This is a genomic window from Alistipes sp. An31A (genome assembly GCF_002159425.1).
In the GTDB taxonomy this organism is placed as follows: domain Bacteria; phylum Bacteroidota; class Bacteroidia; order Bacteroidales; family Rikenellaceae; genus Alistipes; species Alistipes excrementigallinarum.
In genome coordinates this window covers 261453-279179 of the sequence record NZ_NFIO01000001.1, presented here as the reverse complement: position 1 = coordinate 279179, position 17727 = coordinate 261453, and the positions used below count along the sequence as shown (strand labels likewise).

18 protein-coding genes and 5 tRNA genes are annotated in these 17727 nt (G+C 59.5%); 5 read left to right on the top strand and 18 right to left on the bottom strand.

Features of this window, described 5'->3' with window-relative positions; all coding sequences use genetic code 11:
- Nucleotides 1-156: 156 nt before the first annotated feature.
- From rplL to B5F90_RS01220, 14 genes are all read right to left on the bottom strand, one after another.
- Nucleotides 157-534 carry a 50S ribosomal protein L7/L12 gene (rplL, locus tag B5F90_RS01285; RefSeq protein ID WP_087360273.1) on the bottom strand — a complete coding sequence of 126 codons (378 nt, stop codon included), beginning with the start codon at nucleotides 532-534 and terminating at the stop codon, nucleotides 157-159.
- Between the two features lie 43 nt (nucleotides 535-577).
- Entirely contained in the window at nucleotides 578-1102 is a 525-nt protein-coding gene (gene rplJ / locus B5F90_RS01280; RefSeq protein WP_087360271.1) for a 50S ribosomal protein L10, read from the bottom strand.
- A 16-nt stretch (nucleotides 1103-1118) separates the two neighbouring features.
- Complete coding sequence (rplA, locus tag B5F90_RS01275; protein WP_087360268.1) at nucleotides 1119-1817, bottom strand: 50S ribosomal protein L1; 699 nt, start codon at nucleotides 1815-1817, stop codon at nucleotides 1119-1121.
- Between the two features lie 13 nt (nucleotides 1818-1830).
- Nucleotides 1831-2271 (bottom strand): 50S ribosomal protein L11, encoded by a 441-nt coding sequence (rplK, locus tag B5F90_RS01270; protein WP_087360266.1) that lies wholly within the window; start codon nucleotides 2269-2271, stop codon nucleotides 1831-1833.
- Between the two features lie 16 nt (nucleotides 2272-2287).
- A complete protein-coding gene (gene nusG, locus B5F90_RS01265; protein ID WP_087360263.1) occupies nucleotides 2288-2848 on the bottom strand; it encodes a transcription termination/antitermination protein NusG in 561 nt (186 codons plus the stop codon).
- A gap of 20 nt (nucleotides 2849-2868) precedes the next feature.
- Nucleotides 2869-3066 (bottom strand): preprotein translocase subunit SecE, encoded by a 198-nt coding sequence (gene secE, locus B5F90_RS01260; RefSeq protein WP_087360261.1) that lies wholly within the window; start codon nucleotides 3064-3066, stop codon nucleotides 2869-2871.
- 23 nt (nucleotides 3067-3089) lie between these two features.
- A tRNA-Trp gene (locus B5F90_RS01255) sits at nucleotides 3090-3160 on the bottom strand.
- A gap of 53 nt (nucleotides 3161-3213) precedes the next feature.
- On the bottom strand, nucleotides 3214-4401 hold the full coding sequence (gene tuf, locus B5F90_RS01250) for an elongation factor Tu (RefSeq protein WP_087360258.1): 1188 nt from the start codon (nucleotides 4399-4401) through the stop codon (nucleotides 3214-3216).
- 116 nt (nucleotides 4402-4517) lie between these two features.
- A tRNA-Gly gene (locus tag B5F90_RS01245) sits at nucleotides 4518-4590 on the bottom strand.
- Nucleotides 4591-4700: 110 nt separating this feature from the next.
- Nucleotides 4701-4783 (bottom strand) — tRNA-Tyr (locus tag B5F90_RS01240).
- 64 nt (nucleotides 4784-4847) lie between these two features.
- Nucleotides 4848-4921: transfer RNA gene (locus B5F90_RS01235), tRNA-Thr, on the bottom strand.
- 430 nt (nucleotides 4922-5351) lie between these two features.
- On the bottom strand, nucleotides 5352-6080 hold the full coding sequence (locus tag B5F90_RS01230) for an AraC family transcriptional regulator (RefSeq protein ID WP_087360255.1): 729 nt from the start codon (nucleotides 6078-6080) through the stop codon (nucleotides 5352-5354).
- 759 nt (nucleotides 6081-6839) lie between these two features.
- On the bottom strand, nucleotides 6840-7700 hold the full coding sequence (locus B5F90_RS01225; RefSeq protein WP_087360252.1) for a hypothetical protein: 861 nt from the start codon (nucleotides 7698-7700) through the stop codon (nucleotides 6840-6842).
- Nucleotides 7701-7968: 268 nt separating this feature from the next.
- Nucleotides 7969-8238, bottom strand: coding sequence for a type B 50S ribosomal protein L31 (locus B5F90_RS01220; protein ID WP_087263064.1), 270 nt, complete (start codon nucleotides 8236-8238; stop codon nucleotides 7969-7971).
- A 308-nt stretch (nucleotides 8239-8546) separates the two neighbouring features.
- Here B5F90_RS01220 and B5F90_RS01210 point away from each other — a divergent pair.
- Both B5F90_RS01210 and B5F90_RS01205 read left to right on the top strand, forming a co-directional pair.
- Nucleotides 8547-8620: transfer RNA gene (locus B5F90_RS01210), tRNA-Ile, on the top strand.
- 243 nt (nucleotides 8621-8863) lie between these two features.
- The gene (locus B5F90_RS01205; RefSeq protein ID WP_087360246.1) at nucleotides 8864-9235 is read left to right on the top strand and encodes a DUF3127 domain-containing protein; all 372 of its coding nucleotides are present in this window, start codon (nucleotides 8864-8866) and stop codon (nucleotides 9233-9235) included.
- Nucleotides 9236-9545: 310 nt separating this feature from the next.
- Here B5F90_RS01205 and B5F90_RS01200 read toward each other — a convergent pair whose 3' ends face one another.
- The 4 genes from B5F90_RS01200 to B5F90_RS01185 all read right to left on the bottom strand — a co-directional run bounded on the left by B5F90_RS01200 (nucleotide 9546) and on the right by B5F90_RS01185 (nucleotide 14145).
- A complete protein-coding gene (locus B5F90_RS01200; protein WP_087360243.1) occupies nucleotides 9546-10673 on the bottom strand; it encodes an FKBP-type peptidyl-prolyl cis-trans isomerase N-terminal domain-containing protein in 1128 nt (375 codons plus the stop codon).
- An 84-nt stretch (nucleotides 10674-10757) separates the two neighbouring features.
- Complete coding sequence (locus tag B5F90_RS01195; RefSeq protein ID WP_087360240.1) at nucleotides 10758-11468, bottom strand: FKBP-type peptidyl-prolyl cis-trans isomerase; 711 nt, start codon at nucleotides 11466-11468, stop codon at nucleotides 10758-10760.
- A gap of 56 nt (nucleotides 11469-11524) precedes the next feature.
- Nucleotides 11525-12913 (bottom strand): Na+/H+ antiporter NhaA, encoded by a 1389-nt coding sequence (gene nhaA, locus B5F90_RS01190; protein ID WP_087360237.1) that lies wholly within the window; start codon nucleotides 12911-12913, stop codon nucleotides 11525-11527.
- Between the two features lie 182 nt (nucleotides 12914-13095).
- The gene (locus tag B5F90_RS01185) at nucleotides 13096-14145 is read right to left on the bottom strand and encodes an agmatinase family protein (protein WP_087360234.1); all 1050 of its coding nucleotides are present in this window, start codon (nucleotides 14143-14145) and stop codon (nucleotides 13096-13098) included.
- 90 nt (nucleotides 14146-14235) lie between these two features.
- Here B5F90_RS01185 and B5F90_RS01180 point away from each other — a divergent pair, with 90 nt between their 5' ends.
- The 3 genes from B5F90_RS01180 to B5F90_RS01170 all read left to right on the top strand — a co-directional run bounded on the left by B5F90_RS01180 (nucleotide 14236) and on the right by B5F90_RS01170 (nucleotide 17644).
- Nucleotides 14236-15231: a 4-phosphoerythronate dehydrogenase gene (locus B5F90_RS01180; protein ID WP_087360647.1), complete on the top strand. Its 996-nt coding sequence runs from the start codon at nucleotides 14236-14238 to the stop codon at nucleotides 15229-15231.
- Nucleotides 15232-15295: 64 nt separating this feature from the next.
- Nucleotides 15296-16351 carry a quinone-dependent dihydroorotate dehydrogenase gene (locus tag B5F90_RS01175; protein WP_087360645.1) on the top strand — a complete coding sequence of 352 codons (1056 nt, stop codon included), beginning with the start codon at nucleotides 15296-15298 and terminating at the stop codon, nucleotides 16349-16351.
- Between the two features lie 9 nt (nucleotides 16352-16360).
- On the top strand, nucleotides 16361-17644 hold the full coding sequence (locus B5F90_RS01170; RefSeq protein WP_087360231.1) for a competence/damage-inducible protein A: 1284 nt from the start codon (nucleotides 16361-16363) through the stop codon (nucleotides 17642-17644).
- Nucleotides 17645-17727: the final 83 nt, after the last annotated feature.

The window sequence follows — 17727 nt, the reverse complement described above, 5'->3', positions numbered from 1 at the left end:
CCCCAGTGTAACGACATTACATCCCTGAGAGCATTCAAATTCCAAAAACCGGACACAGCTCAGCGGCACTTCCGGTCTTTAGAGCAAAAAGGCATAGAGCTTACAGCGAATGTAAGCCCTATACCTGCATTGACTGAACAGTCGTAAGCGGCAATGCTACTTAACCTCAACTTCAGCACCTGCCTCCTCGAGCTGAGCCTTAATCTGCTCGGCCTCCTCCTTGGAGACACCCTCCTTAACGGCCTTGGGAGCACCGTCAACGAGTGCCTTTGCATCGCCCAGCGACAGGCCGGCGATATCCTTAACGGCCTTGATAACCTGGAGCTTAGCCTGACCGGCGTTCTTCAGGATAACGTCGAACGACGTCTTCTCAGCTGCAGCAGCCTCGCCTGCGCCAGCAGCGGGAGCAGCAACAGCAACAGCTGCAGCAGCGGGCTCAATTCCGTACTCCTCCTTGAGGATAGTAGCCAGTTCGTTTACCTCCTTAACTGTCAAATTTACCAATTCTTCAGCCAGTTTCTTTACATCTGCCATAGTTGTAATTCTTATTAGATTTTGTTTTTAATTCTTGTTGTGATTAGTTGTTTCGCGATTCGAGCGTCTTCACGAGGCCCGCAATCTTTTGACCTGCATTACCCTGCAATGCAGAAATAACATTCTTGGCCGGGGACTGCAGCAGAGCGACGATATCGCCGATAAGCTCTTCCCGACTCTTGATGTTGCACAGTGTTTCGAGCTGCTCGTCGCCAATGTACACGCATCCCTCGGCGTAAGCCGCCTTCAGGACGGGCTTGTCGGCCTTCTTGCGGAACTCCTTGATGAGGACCGCGGGGGCCTTGGCCACCTCCGTGAACATAATCGACGTGGAACCCTCCAATACCTTCACCAAATCGGCATCAGCCTTCTCCACCTTCTCGAGCGCCTTGGCAAGAAGCGTGTTCTTGACAACGACGAGCTTCACGTTGCTCTCGAAGCACTTGCGACGGAGCGAAGCGGTCTGCTCGGCATTCAGCGCCTCGATGTTGGTGATGTAAAAGTGAGGATACGCCTGGAGCTGCTCGGTAAGGCTGTTAATAACAACCAGTTTTTCTTCCTTTGTCATCTCTTACTCTCCTCCTTTATTTGGTTTCAACTGACTTGGCATCAATCTGCACACCGGGACTCATGGTCGTCGAAAGATAGATACTCTTCACATAAGAACCTTTGGCAGCAGCTGGCTTGAGCTTGATAATCGTGCTCAGCACCTCCTTCGCATTTTCAGCGATTTGCTCGGCCGAGAACGAAATCTTGCCTACCGACGTGTGGATGATACCGAACTTGTCGACCTTGAAGTCGATTTTACCGGCCTTCACCTCACCAACGGCCTTGCCGACCTCCATGGTCACCGTACCCGTCTTGGGGTTAGGCATCAGTCCGCGGGGACCCAGGATACGACCCAGGGCGCCGACCTTGCCCATCACGTTGGGCGTACATACGATGACATCGACGTCGGTCCAACCCGACTTGATTTTGTCTACATACTCATCCAGACCTACGTAGTCTGCTCCGGCAGCCTTAGCCTCGGCCTCCTTCTCGGGGGTGCAGAGCACGAGCACGCGCACCTGCTTGCCCGTTCCGTGGGGAAGCGTTACGACACCGCGCACCATCTGGTTGGCCTTGCGGGGGTCCACACCCAGACGAACGTCGATATCAACCGAAGCGTCGAATTTCGTAAACGTGATTTCCTTCAGAAGAGCGGCAGCCTCCGGAAGTTTGTAAGCCTTACCGGCTTCCACCTTTGCGTAGGCGATTTTTTGATTTTTTGTCAACTTACTCATCTTCGTAAATCAATTACAGATTAGGAAATTCTCCCACTACGCTGATACCCATACTGCGCGCAGTACCGGCAACCATACGCATAGCAGACTCAAGCGTGAAGCAGTTCATGTCGGGCATCTTGTCCTGAGCAATCTCCTTGATTTGGTCCCATGTTACCTGACCAACCTTGTCGCGGTTAGGCTGCGCGGAACCGCTCTTGAGCTTGGCTGCTTCCTTGAGCTGAATGGCTACGGGCGGTTGTTTAACAACGAAGTCGAACGACTTGTCCGTGTAAACCGTGATGATAACCGGAAGAACCTTACCAGCCTTGTCCTGAGTACGGGCGTTGAATTGCTTGCAGAAGTCCATGATATTGACTCCCTTGGAACCCAAAGCCGGACCTACCGGGGGCGAAGGATTGGCAGCACCACCTTTAATCTGCAGTTTGATAAATGCAGCAACCTCTTTTGCCATAATTTTCCTTGGTTAATTATTCTTTTTCTACTTGAGTGAAACTCAACTCCATAGGAGTTTTGCGCCCGAATATCTTCACCGATACCGTGAGTTTCTTGCGCTCGTTGTCGACAGTCTCAATGGTACCTTGGAAGCTTGAGAAAGGACCGTCCGTAACCTTGACGGTCTCGCCGACACAGAAGGGTGTTTCGCTCTCCTCCTCCATGGTGCTCAGCTCGTCGACACGGCCCAAGATGCGCGCCACCTCCTGTGGACGAAGAGGCGTGGCAATCATCTTGCGGCTGTCTTCCTTCGTATCGCCGAGGAAGCCGAGCACGTTGGGAGTATTGCGAATTATAATCGGAATCTGACCTACAAACGCTGCTTCAATCAACACGTAACCCGGATAAGAAACCTTCTCCTTCGAAACTTTCTTTCCGTTGCGAATCGTGTATACCTTTTCCGTGGGAATCAGCACCTGGGAGATGTAATCCTCCAGGTGGTTGTGACGAATTTCGGCCTCGATGTACTCCTTGACCTTATTCTCCTTGCCACCGATGGCCCGAACCACGTACCACTGTTTCTTAATCTCGCTCATCGTTCAGCACTCAACACGGATTAACGACCAAGATTTGCCAGGGTCTTGTAGATGACAGCCATCAGATTCTCGAACGACAGGTCCATCGCCAAAACGATGATAGCGAAGATGACCGAAGCCACCATCACTACGACCGTCGAACTCTGAAGCTGCGGAAACGTGGGCCACGTCACCTTGTGCACAAGCTCGTTGTAGGATTCTTTTACGTAGTTGAACATAACTTTCGTCTCGATTTTTATAGCAGGAGCAGAGAGATTCGAACTCCCATCAACGGTTTTGGAGACCGCTATTCTACCCTTGAACTATGCTCCTAAGATGAGGAGCGGTGCGGTTGAACACCGCTCCTCTTATGGTAGATTCGTAAATTACTTGATAATCTTCAGAATCTGACCGGCACCTACCGTACGGCCACCCTCGCGGATTGCGAAACGCAGACCCTCGTTCAGGGCGACAGGGTAGATAAGCTTAACGGTGATGGTTACGTGGTCACCCGGCATAACCATGTCGACACCTGCAGGCAGATGAACCTCACCCGTTACGTCCATCGTACGCAGATAGAACTGGGGACGATAGTTGTTGTGGAACGGCGTGTGACGGCCACCCTCCTCCTTCTTCAGGATGTAGACCTCAGCCTCGAACTCGGTGTGCGGCGTAATCGAACCCGGCTTGGCAACGACCATACCACGCTTAACCTCCTTCTTGTCGATACCACGGAGCAGCAGACCTACGTTGTCACCGGCCTCGCCCTCGTCGAGCAGCTTGCGGAACATCTCCACACCGGTGCAGGTCGAAGTCAGCGTCTTCTCCTCCAGACCGATAATCTCAACGGGGTCACCCACGTGGATAACGCCGGTCTCGATACGGCCCGTTACAACGGTACCACGGCCGGTAATCGAGAATACGTCCTCGATAGGCATCAGGAAGGGCTTCTCGTTGTCGCGCTGCGGAACGGGGATGTACTCGTCTACGGCATCCATCAGCTCCATAATCTTTGCCTCCCACTTCGGCTCGCCGTTCAGGGCGCCCAGAGCGGAACCGCGGATTACAGGGGCGTTGTCGCCATCGTAGTCGTACTTCGAGAGCAGGTCACGAACCTCCATCTCAACGAGGTCGAGCATCTCGGGGTCGTCCACCATGTCGCACTTGTTCAGGAAAACGACAATCTTCGGCACGTTCACCTGACGGGCGAGCAGCACGTGCTCGTTGGTCTGGGGCATCGGGCCGTCCGTAGCGGCAACTACCAGGATGGCACCGTCCATCTGAGCGGCACCCGTAACCATGTTCTTCACATAGTCGGCGTGTCCCGGGCAGTCCACGTGAGCATAGTGACGCTTTGCCGTCTGATACTCAACGTGCGCAGTGTTAATCGTGATACCACGCTCCTTCTCCTCGGGTGCGTTGTCAATCGAGTCGAACGAACGGAGCTCCGAGAGGCCCTGCTTGGCCAGAACAGTCGTGATAGCAGCGGTAAGGGTGGTCTTACCGTGGTCAACGTGTCCGATGGTACCGATGTTCACATGCGGTTTCGAACGGTCGAATTTTTCTTTTGCCATAGTATTAAGTATTTAAAGTATTGTTAAACTTTACTCAAAGTTTTAAGTTCATCCAACAGCCAGCGCGCAACACAAGCAACCGTTCAGTTCCCTGCATCACACGCGCTGCATCGGAGAGCGGAAGACGAGGCTCAAACTCGCGACCCTTAGCTTGGAAGGCTAATGCTCTATCAACTGAGCTACTTCCGCAAAAATATACCGTATCAGAGTCCCTATCCTTCCGACGTCGTCCGGCCAGCGGACCGGCACCTTCGGGATTATGCAACTCCAACCGGCACTCTTTCTTTTCTTCTTTTTTGTGGGAAGTGATGGATTCGAACCACCGAAGGCGTAAGCCAGCAGATTTACAGTCTGCCCCATTTGGCCACTCTGGTAACTTCCCTTGTTTGCGTCCCTCGCGGAACATGCGCCTGCCCTTTTGCTCGGAATCTCTGCGCATCGGACTGAGCCGATGGAGGGATTCGAACCCCCGACCAGCTGATTACAAATCAGCTGCTCTGGCCAACTGAGCTACATCGGCAGAATCGACCTTTTGGACTGCAAAAATAGGTATAAAAAATAGATTCACCAAATTCTCGATAAACTATTTTTTAACTTTTTCGCTCTTCAAAGAACTCGATTCGGCGCCTCGCTCTGTGAGGTCGAATCGGGTGCAAAGATAGGAAAAGTTTTGGACATCGCAACAGGTTGAGCAAAAAATATCGTCCAAAGCGACCTTCCGGCGCATAAAAAGGCAAATCGGGGCACCGAGCGGAAAAATCCGCTGCCGATACCTTAATATATAAGGCCGAAGCGGGTCGGAAACACCCTCGCCCCCTTGCACGGACAGACGCATCCCGGCTGCCGAAAAAAGTGCTCCGGCAGACACGGAGGTCCGCCGGAGCATCTCAAGCCCGAATCGGCGACGAGGCCGGAAGCGTACGACATACAGCCGGACAGACCGGAGTACCTTACCGCCGCTTCATCTCGGCAATCAACTGAGCGGGAGTCGCCTGCAGGTAGTTCTTGCAGAAGCGGCTGAACTGCGTATAGTGACGAAACTTGTATTTCTCCATCAGCGCCTTCGTGCTGTCCTCCCCGTCACGGATATCGGCATAAATCTTCAGCGCCTTCTGACGCATCATCCAGTGGTAGACGCTGTCGTTGAAGTGCTCGGCAAAGCGCCGCTTGAAGACCGAGAGGCTCATTCCGGCCAGCGACGCGAGGTCCGTAACGCCCTGCGCACGCTCGTAGTTGTTGCAGACGAAGGCCCGGAAGTTGTCCTGGGGCTGAATCATCCGCTGGAAGAAATAGGCCAGCTCGGAGGGGGTATGAAGCACTCTGAAGAGCATGAAGAGTTCGCTCACCTTCAACCGGTGGAAGCGCTCGCATTGGGCCAGGGCCGGGAAGTCGAACATGTCGGACAAAAGCCGTTCGACCGCCGGATGGAGTGCCAGCGTGGGCACGGCATCGGTCGGCACGTCGGGGTAACCGGCTACCTGCAGTCCGAAGATATCGGGCTCGCAGATTTCAGCCCTGGGCTCAAGCGAAAGGATAATGACCTCGCTCTGCTCATGGGCCGTGACGACATACTCCTCGCTGCGGGCCAGACAGGCGCACTGCTTCGAGGTGACAAACTTCGTACCCTGCGGCTGGCTGACAAGCAACGTGCCGGTGCGTACAAAAAGAATACGGACCATGCGGCCCGCAGCGAAGGTGACACCTTCGCCCGAAAGAAACGAACGCCGGACAAAGCGACAATATATCGCATCGCCGACCCTACGGAACGGAACCGGAAACGTAGGACAACTGCTACAATCCGCAGGACAATTCTCCTTCAAAGCCGACTCCACAAACTGCGGTTGGGGTTGTAGTTCCATAAAAACAAAAAAATAATGCTACCGAAATCTCGGCCGTCCAAAAGTACGCAAAAAAATTAAAAAACGAAGCGTCCAAGTGGAATATAACGCTATTTTTATGCAGCGATGGAAACAAAAAACACCCTTCAGGTAATTTTCCGTTCCCTCCATACAAGGCAATCGGACATTCATCCATTCAGCCCAGAGACGATTCACTGCCGCTTCGACCCCATCCGGAGGGCCTCCCGGGGACACCGAAGAGTCAGGGAGGAGACATCGAGCCGAAATATAGTCGATTCGGAAACACACCGAGTCGATTTTGTCGTCGATGCATGCCCCTGGCACTCCATACCGCACCGGATACCACCCCGGTCGGGCAAGCCCCTTTCAACGGGCAGTTTCCCCTTTCAACGGGCAGCCCCCCCTTCCGACCGTCATGGAACCGGACCTTCCGGACCTCACAGGAAGAGCGACACGTCCCGGATAAGCACGTCGGCTCCCGACCGAATTACCGTTCGGGCAGCGTACATGCCGGAGCCGGCAGCAACGGCCATAACGGATGCGGCCGGGGATAAAGTCCCCGGCCGCCCCCTACTCAGGTTATTTGTAGCTTACAATCAGAACTTTCGAAGAACCCCAGAACTGCTCCGGGTCAAGTATCACCAGCTTTTCGACCACCTTGTCGGCATTGGTCTGCAGTTCGTAGGAACCGGCCGGATGGTTCGTCACCAGCTCGACCTTCTTGTGTCCGATGGCGATTTCGCGCAGCTCGCGGGCGTCAACCTGGTTGAAGAGCTCAGCGGGAGCATCTCCGCGGGCCACCAGCGTACGGCCGATGAAGCCCTGCTTCTCGACCACGCCCGCATCGAGCAGATTCTTCTGCGAATCGACGATGTAGCGCACGGCACTCATGCGGTTCTCAAGTTCGGTCTTCTCGTTCGAGAGGCTGTCGACACGGGCCGTCTGCTCGGCCACCTGTTCGTGGAGCGACTCCACCTCGATGCCCATCTTCGAGAGGTCCTCCTTCAGGCGAGCTACCTCGCCGTCCTTGTCCACCAGCTGGGTATTGAGGTCGACAATCATCTTCTCGAGGCCGCTGATGCGCAGGTTGGCCTTGCGCAGCTGGGCGGCGGAGTGCTGCAGCGAAGCTATCTTCTTGCGGTTATCCTGCAGCAGGCGGTCGATGGCCGCGATGTCGTTGTTGATTTCCTCGACCGGACGCTTCCGGCTCTCGATGTCGCTTTCGCTCACCGTGAGGAGATTTTCACGGGTCTTGATGGCGGCAAGATTCTCCGATATGGCGTTGATGTCCTCGAACACGGCCTTGATGATGGAGTCCTTCGAGCTGACCACCGTCCGCAGAGAGTCGCGCTGACCCTCAATCTTATCGGCCGTACCGCGGCTGACGCACGATGCAAGGGCAAAGATGACGCCCAGCATCACAAAGACTAATCTTCTCATAACTTTTTCAATTTAAGCATCAAAAATGTTATTGCTTGCCGTCTCCAAATATAGGAAGAAAATCGGTGTGATATACACCCGCACCTCAAAAAAACGCTCTTTTCAGGCCATTTTTCATACTAAAGCCGAACTTTCCCGCCTCTCTACTGCCGAAACCGGCGCCGAACAACTCCTGACGGGGGCACCGTGCACCCCGCCGCGACATCTGAAGCACGAAAAACCGCACCCCCAGAAGGGAGTGCGGTTTTTCGTGGACGTCGGACAAGCACTACTTGTTGGCGTTCTTCTTATCGTAGCGTTTTGCGTAGCGGCTCATAAACTTATCGACGCGACCAGCGGTGTCAACCAACTTCATCTTACCGGTGTAGAACGGGTGCGACGTGTTGGAAATTTCCATCTTATACACGGGATAGGTTTCGCCGTTCACCTCGATGGTCTCTTTTGTCGAAACGGCGGACCGACACAAAAACACGTGGTCGTTGGACATGTCCTTGAAGGCCACTAAACGATAATTCTCCGGATGAATACCCTTTTTCATTGTCGTTGTTTTTGTATTAAACAATTAGCTTAAGCGCGACAAAGGTACAAATTAATTCGCAACATCCAACACCCGGCCCGAAAAAAACGACGATTTTTCCTCCGCCACAGCCCTTTCCAACGACAAAAACCCCTCCGTCCGGGGCTCCTGCGCCCGGGGAGGGCGCAGCCAGAAATCCGGGCGCCGCCCCGCGCGGAACCGGAACGCGCACCCCGTGCAGCCGGCATACAGCCCCTCCCTAAGGAGACTTTGCCGCCGCGGCATTGGAATTCGGGAAAATTTTTCCTATCTTTGTCCCCGCAAACCGAGGACCCATAGCTCAGTCGGTTAGAGCAGCGGACTCATAATCCGAAGGTCGTGGGATCATGCCCCTCTGGGTCCACCGCCGGCAGCCGGAATCACACGATTCCGGCTGTCGTTGTCTTCACCCCCGCCCGCATCCGGACCGTACGGCTCACCCAAAGGCTCCGCACCCACCGCAGACGCCGCCACGTCCCCACCAGAGACCCACCTCAACCGGCCCGGCCCTGTGGCGATGCAAGCGGCGGAAAAAAGTGAAGTGCGGGCTTTTTTTTGCCCCGACTTTACACTATCTTTGCATCACACTAAAAAACAAACCCCAACCATGGAATTCGAAGGAACGGTCTACAAAATAATGCCCGTGACCAAGGGCACCTCCGCACGCGGCGAGTGGCAGCGTCAGGATGTGGTCTTCGACGCCAACGAAGGCTCCTTTACGCGCAAAATCTGCGTAACCTTTTTCAACAAGCCCGATGAGGTGGCCAAGCTCCGCGAGGGTGCCGCCTACACGGTCTCGGTAAACATCGAGTCGCGCGAATACAACGGCCGCTGGTATACCGACGTGCGCGCCTGGCGGATTCAGCCCAAGGCTGCGCAGGCACCCGAGATGCCGCCCATGCCCGACATGCCGCCGATTGCCGAAGAGCCCTCCTACGCCTCGACCCCGGCATCCGAAGTGGATGACCTCCCCTTCTGAGCCGCAGCGCATCTGCAGCGCACCGCAACCGACACACGACGAAAAAGCCCCGACGAAGCCAGCTTCGCGGGGCTTTTTTCGTGGGCAGCGGTCGGCACCGGAGGCCGCCCGCTGCTCACCCTCCACACCGTTCAACATCTCCCCAATGCCTGCCTCAGGCCACCTTCCGCACCGTTCGACCAATTCCGAAGTCCCTCCGCAACTTCCTCCCAACCGTTCGGCCGCCCGCAAAAAAAGGGTCGCCCCCTCACGGGAGCGACCCTCGTCTTCTTGCGGAACCGACAGCGGGTTCCGGACCTTCATCCGTCCGTTATCTCTTCCCTACGGCTGCGGGCTTCACATCCATCTTGAGCGAGTCGTTCTTGAGCGAATCCACCGGAGCGGGAGCCACGTAGGGCTTCACGTCGATGAGCTCCACCTCGAATTCGAGTGCCTCGTTGCCCTCGATTTCACGACCCATGCCGCGGGGACCGTATGCCAGGTCGGAGGGAATCCACAGATGGATTTTGCCGCCCTTGCCCACGAGCTTCATACCCTCGGTCCAGCCGGGAATCACACGGTTGAGCGCGAACTCAACGGGCTCGTTCTTGTCATAGGAGTCCGGATTGCGCTTCTTGAGCATCTCCTGACGCTCGGCGGGAAGGTTCTCGAAAATCGACGAGTCGAAGACCTCACCGTTGCGCTTGCGGCCCGTGTACTGCACCTTCACCACGTCGCGCGAGTCCTTGGGCATGACCGTTTCGTCGCCCATCTTCTCCACCTTGTAGAGCAGGCCCGACTCGGTCTTCTGGACGCCCGACTTCTTCTCAATCTCGGAGAGCCACTGCTCCGAAGCGGCCTTGTTCTCGGCCGGACGCTTTACCATGAAGTAGTACTGCAGGTAGCGGCCCACCTCTTCCTCGGTCATCTTGGCGTTGTCGTCACGCACGTTCTGCATCGCCTCCGAAATCCAAACCAGCTGGATGGGGAGCTTGCTCTCCTTGATGTTGAAGCCGATGTCGTTACCGAAGGCGTACGAAATCTCGGTGCGCTCCTCCTCGCTCTCGAACATCGAGGGGTCGGCGTCGGGATACTCGACCTTCGTCGAATCGCCCCCGGCCAGACGGATGCTGTCGGCCTTGGCACGCTCCTTGGCAATGGCCTGCATGCGCTCGGGGCGTTTCTCCATGAAGTAGGTCTGCAGCTGCTTGATGGCATCGTCGTGGCTGAGCGACGACTTGCCCAGCGCGCTCTCCTGAAGCGCCTTGTCGAGGGCCTTGTAGTCGAACGGAACGTCGCGCAGCTGGTACTTCATGCCCAGGCCGATGTTGGCACCCAGAGCATACGACAGCGAGTCGAACTCCGACAGGCTGCCCATCGTTACGCCGCTTTTGTCTCCGCCGCACGCAACGAGCATCGCAGCGCCGGCAAGCGCTGCTGCAAAAATGGTCTTTTTCATGATTTGTACGTATTATCGTTTTTCAACTGTATCCTGTTTACATCCGCGCGCAAAGTTATAAAAATATCGGCACAACGGTTCACATTAACGGTTTAAATTCGAACGGCGCATCCGATTGGCGTAGCGGTCGACCTTCAGAAGCTCGATTTCGTAGTAGAGCGTCTGGTTGGGCTTCACGCCCAGCGAGTCGCACCCCGCGGCTCCGTAGGCGGCCGACGAGGGCATCCACGCCTTGATGCGGCCCCCCTCGCCCAGCAGCTTCAGGCTCTCGCTCAGGCCCTCGGTTAGGTCGCGCAGCTCGGTGCGCACCGTATCGCCCCGCTCGTAGGAGGAGTAGAGCTCCTCGCCGTCGGCCGTGCGCAGCAGGTAGCGGAACACCACCGAATCGCGCTCGTTGACGGGCGTACGCTCGGCATCGCCCACATCCTCGACCGTATAGGTCACACCCGAAGTGGTCCGGGCGTAGGCGCGGTTCGACTTGCGGATATCCTCGAGGAACTGCTCCTCGTAGGCGCGCGCCTTCTCGGGCAGCGCATAGTTGACATAGCTCAGGAAGAAGGTCTCCGCCTCGTCGGCCGTCAGCCGCGTCTTGCCGCGGAAGTGGTCGCGGATACCCTGGCATACGGCCTCGACGTTGAGCGTCGAGTCCATCCGCATCAGGTTCATCCCCACGTTCATGCCGATGACATAGGCCACCGAGTCGAGGTCGTTGTGCAGCTTCACGCTGCCGCCCTTGTTTTTCGAGCAGGCGGCCAGAGCAAGCGCCGCCAGTGCAATCACTAAAGTTTTCTTCATTTTTCCGTTATCGAAACGGGCGTACACCCTTTATATTATGTCGTAGTTGCGCATTCCTATGCCGTCCGCTGCTTTCCGTGCGCCGAGAAGAGCAGGATGAGCAGGCTGCCCAGAATGGCGGCAGCCGTCGACCCCATCAGGATGGCGATTTTGCCGCGGTCGACAAGCTCCAGGTTGGTAAAGGCGAGCGAATCGACGAAGAGCGACATCGTGAAGCCGATTCCGCCCAGGCAGGCCACGGCCAGCAGCATCCGCCACGAAGCCCCCTCGGGCATGGTGGCCAGCCCCGACTTCACGGCGCCCCAGCTGGCCAGGAAGATGCCGAGCGGCTTGCCCACCAGCAGGCCGAAGAAGACGCCCAGCCCCACGGCCCCCGCATCGGGCGAGGCGGCGAAGATGTCGAGGTACTCCACCGAGACAGGCACGCCAGCGTTGGCCAGCGCGAAGATGGGCATGATGAGGAAGGTCACGTAGGGGCTCAGCGCATGTTCGAGCCGGTGGCTCAGCCCCACCGAGTTGGCCGCCACGTGGCGCATCTGCCTCATGTAGTAGCGCTGCTCCGAGTTGGGGAATTCGTCGCCGGAGGCCTCGGACATGAAGAGCACGGTCCTCAGCGACCGCATCTTGCGCACGAAGTAGGCGCGGCCGTAGCGCGGCCGGTCGGGGATGAGCATCGCCATCGCCACACCCGAGATGGTCGAGTGCACGCCCGAGTAGTAGAAGAGGCTCCAGACGATGACGGCCGGCACGAGGTAGTACATCAGACGCGTCTCCCCCAGCCGCTTCATCCAGTAGACGAAGAGCATGATGGCGACGGCCAGAAGCAGGAAGCCCAGCCGCACCTTCTCACCGTAGAAGAAGGCGATGACCAGAATCGCCCCCAGGTCGTCGGCGATGGCGAGCGCCGTGAGGAAGACCTTCAGCGAGACGGGGACCCGGCGCCCCAGCATCGAGAGGATGCCGATGGCGAAGGCGATGTCGGTGGCCGTGGGGATACCCCAGCCGTTGGCTGCCACGCCCCCGTGGTTGAAGAGGAGGTAAATCAGCGCCGGAGCCGCCATGCCGCCGGCGGCGCCCAGCACCGGAAGAATCGCCTTGCGGAGCGTCGAGAGCTGCCCCGAGATGATTTCGCGCTTGATTTCGAGGCCGACCGAGAAGAAGAAGATGACCATCAGGCCGTCGTTAATCAGCTTCTCGACGGTCATGCCGCGCGGATAGACCCAGTCGATGACCCCGTCGGGGCTGTGGACCGCCAGCGAGAGGTCGGTCTGCAGCAGATGGTGGTAGTACTCCGCCGTGAGGGGGAGGTTGGCCAGCAGCATGGCAATTCCGACGCAGACGAGCAGCACCACGCCGCCCGCCCAGGGCGCCTCCATAAAACGACGGCCCCGCAGCCCTAGCTGATGGCGCCGGCGCACCCATCCGTATTTGAGAAAAATTCGCATATCCAAAAGTTGCATTTATCGTTTTCGGGTGATTTTGCGACCTGCCCGCCCAACGGCAGCGACCGCTCGCCCGGCTCTGCACCCTCCTTCGGCTCCGCGGCCGGGTGCAGCCCGGGACGTCCCCTTTGCCAACGGTCAACACCGGTTGCCTCCGCCACGGGAGCCCCCCGGCGCCGCAAAGCCTACCGCTCCACGGCGGGGTTCGACTTGAGGGTCTGCCCGCAGAGCTTCCAGAGCACGCGGGCCCCCGTAATAGCGTTGATGCGCACCTCGGTGCGGGGCACCACCTCCACCACGTCGAATCCCACGATGCGGCGGCCCGAGCAGACCAGCACGTCGAGCAGGTAGATGGCCTGGTTGAACGAGAGCCCTCCGTTGACGGGCGTTCCCGTATCGGGGCAGTTGTCGAACGACAGGCCGTCGATGTCGAAGCTTACGTAGACGAGCTGCGGCAGCGCCTCGACGATGCGGCGGCACTGCTCGCCCCAGCTCACCCCCTCGAAGCCGGCCGCCGCGAGGGCTCCGTCCTCGAAGCTCACCACGCGCTCCGACCGCTCGGCCAGCTGCGCCTCGCGCTCCGAGAAGTCGCGCACGGCCACCTGCACCAGACGCGTCACCTGGGGCACGTCGCGCAGGACGTTGTACATCACCGAAGCGTGGGAGTACTCGAACCCCTCGTAGGCCTCGCGCAGGTCGCGGTGGGCATCGATGTGAAGGATGCCGAAGGCTTCATGGCGTTCGCCCAGCGCCCGCAACAGACCGTAGGAGGTCGAGTGGTCGCCGCCGACCAGCCCCACGAGCTTGCCGGCCTCGAGCCAGCGGCGCGCCTGCCGGCGGATGTTGGCGTTCATGGCGGCACACCCCTCGTTCACCCGGCGCAACTTGCGTACCACCGACTCGTCGGAGGGGTCGCCCCCCTCCTCGAGGTGCTCGATGATGCGGGCCGCATCGGCGCGCAGCCGCTGCGACTGCTCCTGCAGCGCGTAGTCCACGTCGGCCGTGGCGATGCCGCGCCGCCACTGGCCCGGGGCCAGCGGGTCGTGGAAGTCGAGCTGCGTCGAGGCCTCGATGATGGCATCGGGGGCATAGGCCGCCCCTGCGCCGTAGGAGACCGTCACGTCCCACGGTGCCGAGATGAGCACCAGCTCCGCCTCCTCGGGCTCGAACGGGAAGCCGAAATAGGTCCCCGTATCCACACCGACCCCATCGGGGTCGAACGCTTTCAAATCCATATACGAAACGTGTTTTAAGGAACAAAAGTACACAAATTTTATTTTTTATCTAACTTTGCTCCGATTTTTACCGCAAAACAGACCACCATGCTGAAAATCATCGCCGACAGCGCCATCCCCTTCCTCGAAGGGGTCCTCGACTCCTGGGCCGAGGTGCGCCGGCTCCCCGGAGCCGTCATCACGGCCGCCGACGTCCGCGACGCCGACGCCCTCATTATCCGTACCCGCACGCTCTGCAACGCGGCGCTGCTCGACGGCTCGCGCGTCGGCTTCATCGCCACGGCAACCATCGGCTTCGACCACATCGACCTGGAGTACTGCCGCCGGCGCGGCATCGGCGTGGCGACGGCCGCCGGCTGCAACGCGCGGGGCGTACTGCAGTGGGCCGGAGCGGTGCTGCACTACCTCTCCCGCGAGCAGGGGTGGAGCCCCGCCGAACGAACGCTCGGCGTAGTCGGCGTGGGACACGTGGGGTCGCTCGTCAGCGAGTATGCCCGCCGGTGGGGCTTCCGCGTGGTCTGCTGCGACCCTCCGCGCGAGGAGCGCGAACGGCTCGGATTCCTTCCGCTCGAGCAGGTGGCCGAGCAGGCCGACCTGCTCACCTTCCACACGCCGCTCGACGCCTCGACGCGCGGCATGGGCTCGGCCGCCCTCTTTGCGCGCATGAAGCCCGGCGCCGTGGTGATGAACTCCTCGCGCGGCGAGGTGGTCGACGGACAGGCGCTGCTCGAGAGCGGCCACCCCTTCGTGCTGGATGTCTGGGAGCACGAGCCCGACATCGCACCCGCGCTGCTCGACCGGGCGCTGCTGGCCACCCCCCACATCGCCGGCTACACCGAGCAGGGCAAGGCCAATGCCACGGCGGCGGCCGTCGCGGCCGTAGCCCGCGCCTTCCGCCTTCCGCTCGAGGGGTGGTACCCCCCGTCGGTTACCCCCTCCCGTCCGCGCCCCATCTCGTGGGAGGAGCTCGGACGCACCATCCGCGACGCCTTCGACATCGAGGCCGAAAGCCGCTATCTGAAGGGCCACCGCGGGGAGTTCGAACAGCTGCGCGACCACTACCCCTACCGCCGCGAATACTTCTGAGGGGAAAAACATACGACATCCGGCTTTTTTTCCTATCTTTGGGGCCATATTGAAACGAGGCATGATATACCGCCGAATCATAAAACCCATTCTCTTCTCGCTCAGCATCGAACGAGCCCACGCCGTGGTTCTGCTGCTGCTGCGCATCATCGGCCGGATTCCGGGCGGACGCTGGCTGCTGCGCACGTGCTATGCCGTGGAGCATCCGGCGCTCGAGCGCGAGGTCTTCGGCCGCAAGTTCCGCAACCCGGTCGGTCTGGCCGCCGGCTTCGACCACAACGGCGAGGCGGTGCGCGAGCTGGCCGCGCTGGGCTTCGGCTTCGTCGAGGTGGGCACCGTCACCCCCAAGCCCCAGACGGGCAACCCCCGCCCGCGGGTCTTCCGCCTGCCCAAGGACAACGCCATCATCAACCGCGTCGGTCTCTGCAACAAGGGGCTGGAGCGCGTACAGGAGAATCTGCGCCGCCCCCACGACGAGGTCATCGTCGGCTGCAACATCGGCAAGAACACCGGCACGACGCCCGAAAACGCCCCGTCGGACTACCTGAAGCTCTTCCGCAACCTCTACCAGTATGCGGACTACTTCACCGTCAACATCAGCTGCGACAACGCCTGCAACGAGGGGACGAGCCACACGCGCGAGCAGATTCTGCGCATCCTCGACCCGCTCTTCGACTTCCGCCGCGGCCAGAACCAGTATCGTCCCATCATGCTGAAGATTTCGCCCGACATGCCGGACGAGGTCCTCGACGAAATCACCGACATCCTCCTCTCGACGCCGCTCGACGGCATCGTGGCCACCAACGGCACCCACCGCCGCGGCAAGCTGCACACCAGCCCGGCCTCCATCGCCAAAATCGGCAACGGACGCCTGAGCGGCGCCCCGCTAACGGCCCGCGCCGTCGAAATCGTACGACGCATCCACCAGCGTTCGGGCGGCACCTACCCCATCATCGGCGTGGGCGGACTGATGACCCCCGAGGAGGTGAAGGCGATGCTCGATGCCGGAGCCGACCTGGTGCAAATCTACACGGGCTACATCTACAACGGTCCGGGCTTCGTCAAACAGATTTGCCGAATGCTTGTCGCCGACGCCGAAGCGAAGGCGGCGCAATCATAACTTCCAGCCATGCAAGCCACCATCCTGACCATCGGCGATGAGATTCTCATCGGCCAGATTGTGGACACCAATTCGGTATCCATTGCCAAATACCTCAACGCGGCAGGTGTCGTCGTGCACGAGAAGTGCTCGATAGGCGACGACCGCCGGCAAATCATCGAGACGCTCGAGCGCTGCCTCGCCCAGTCCGACATCGTGATTCTCACGGGCGGCCTCGGCCCCACGAAGGACGACATCACGAAGAAGACCCTCGCCGAGATGTTCCACAGCCGGCTGGTTGTCGACCCGACGGTCGAGGAGCACGTCCGGCGGATGCTCGAGGCGCGCGGCATCGACTTCAACGAGCTCAACCGCGGCCAGGCGCTCGTCCCCGAGTGCTGCACGGTGCTCTTCAACGCCCACGGCACGGCCCCGGGCATGTGGTTCGAGCGGGGCGGCAAGGTGGTCGTCTCGCTGCCGGGCGTTCCCTTCGAGATGGAGCACCTGATGCAGGACGAGGTGATGCCGCGTCTGAAGGCGCACTTCTCGCTCCGCCAGATTGTCCACCGTACGCTCATCACGGCGGGGCTGGCCGAGTCGATGCTCGCCAAGCGCATCGAGAAGTGGGAGGAGGCGCTGCCCCCCTACCTCAAGCTGGCCTACCTGCCCAATCCGGGCGCCGTACGGCTGCGCCTGTCGGCCTACGAGGTCGAGGGCAAGACCGTGGCCCGGGAGATTGAGCGGCAGTTCGACGAGCTGCGCAAGATTATCCCCGAATACATCGTGGGCTACGAGACGGCGACGATGCAGGAGCTGGTACACCACACGCTCACGCGCCGCTCTCTGACGCTGGCCACGGCCGAGAGCTGCACGGGCGGCGCCATCGCCTCGCGCTTCACGGCCATGCCGGGCGCCTCGGCCTATTTCCTCTGCGGCGTGGTCTCCTACAGCAACCGGGCCAAGAGCGAGGTGCTGGGTGTTCCCGCCGAGGAGATTGAGCGCTACGGCGCCGTGAGCGAGCAGGTTGCCCGCCACATGGCCGAAGGGGTGCGCCGCCTGGCCCACGCCGACTACGCCGTAGCCACCACGGGCATCGCCGGCCCGACGGGCGGCTCGGCCCAGAAGCCGGTCGGCACGGTCTGGATGGCCGTGGCCACCCCCCGTGGCACCTACGCCGTGGTGAAGCAGTGCGGTACGGACCGGGGCCAGATTATCGACCGCGCCTCGGCCTTCGCCATCGGCATGCTCCACGAGCTGCTCGACAAGGAGGAGCAGACGGCTCAAACGGAGGCGCAGGCAGAAAAACAGGCCTGACAGGCGCAAAACACAACACGCTGACAAACAGCATATTGCGAAAACAAAAGGAATTATTCCGCACATTTGTGCGCAGATTCCTC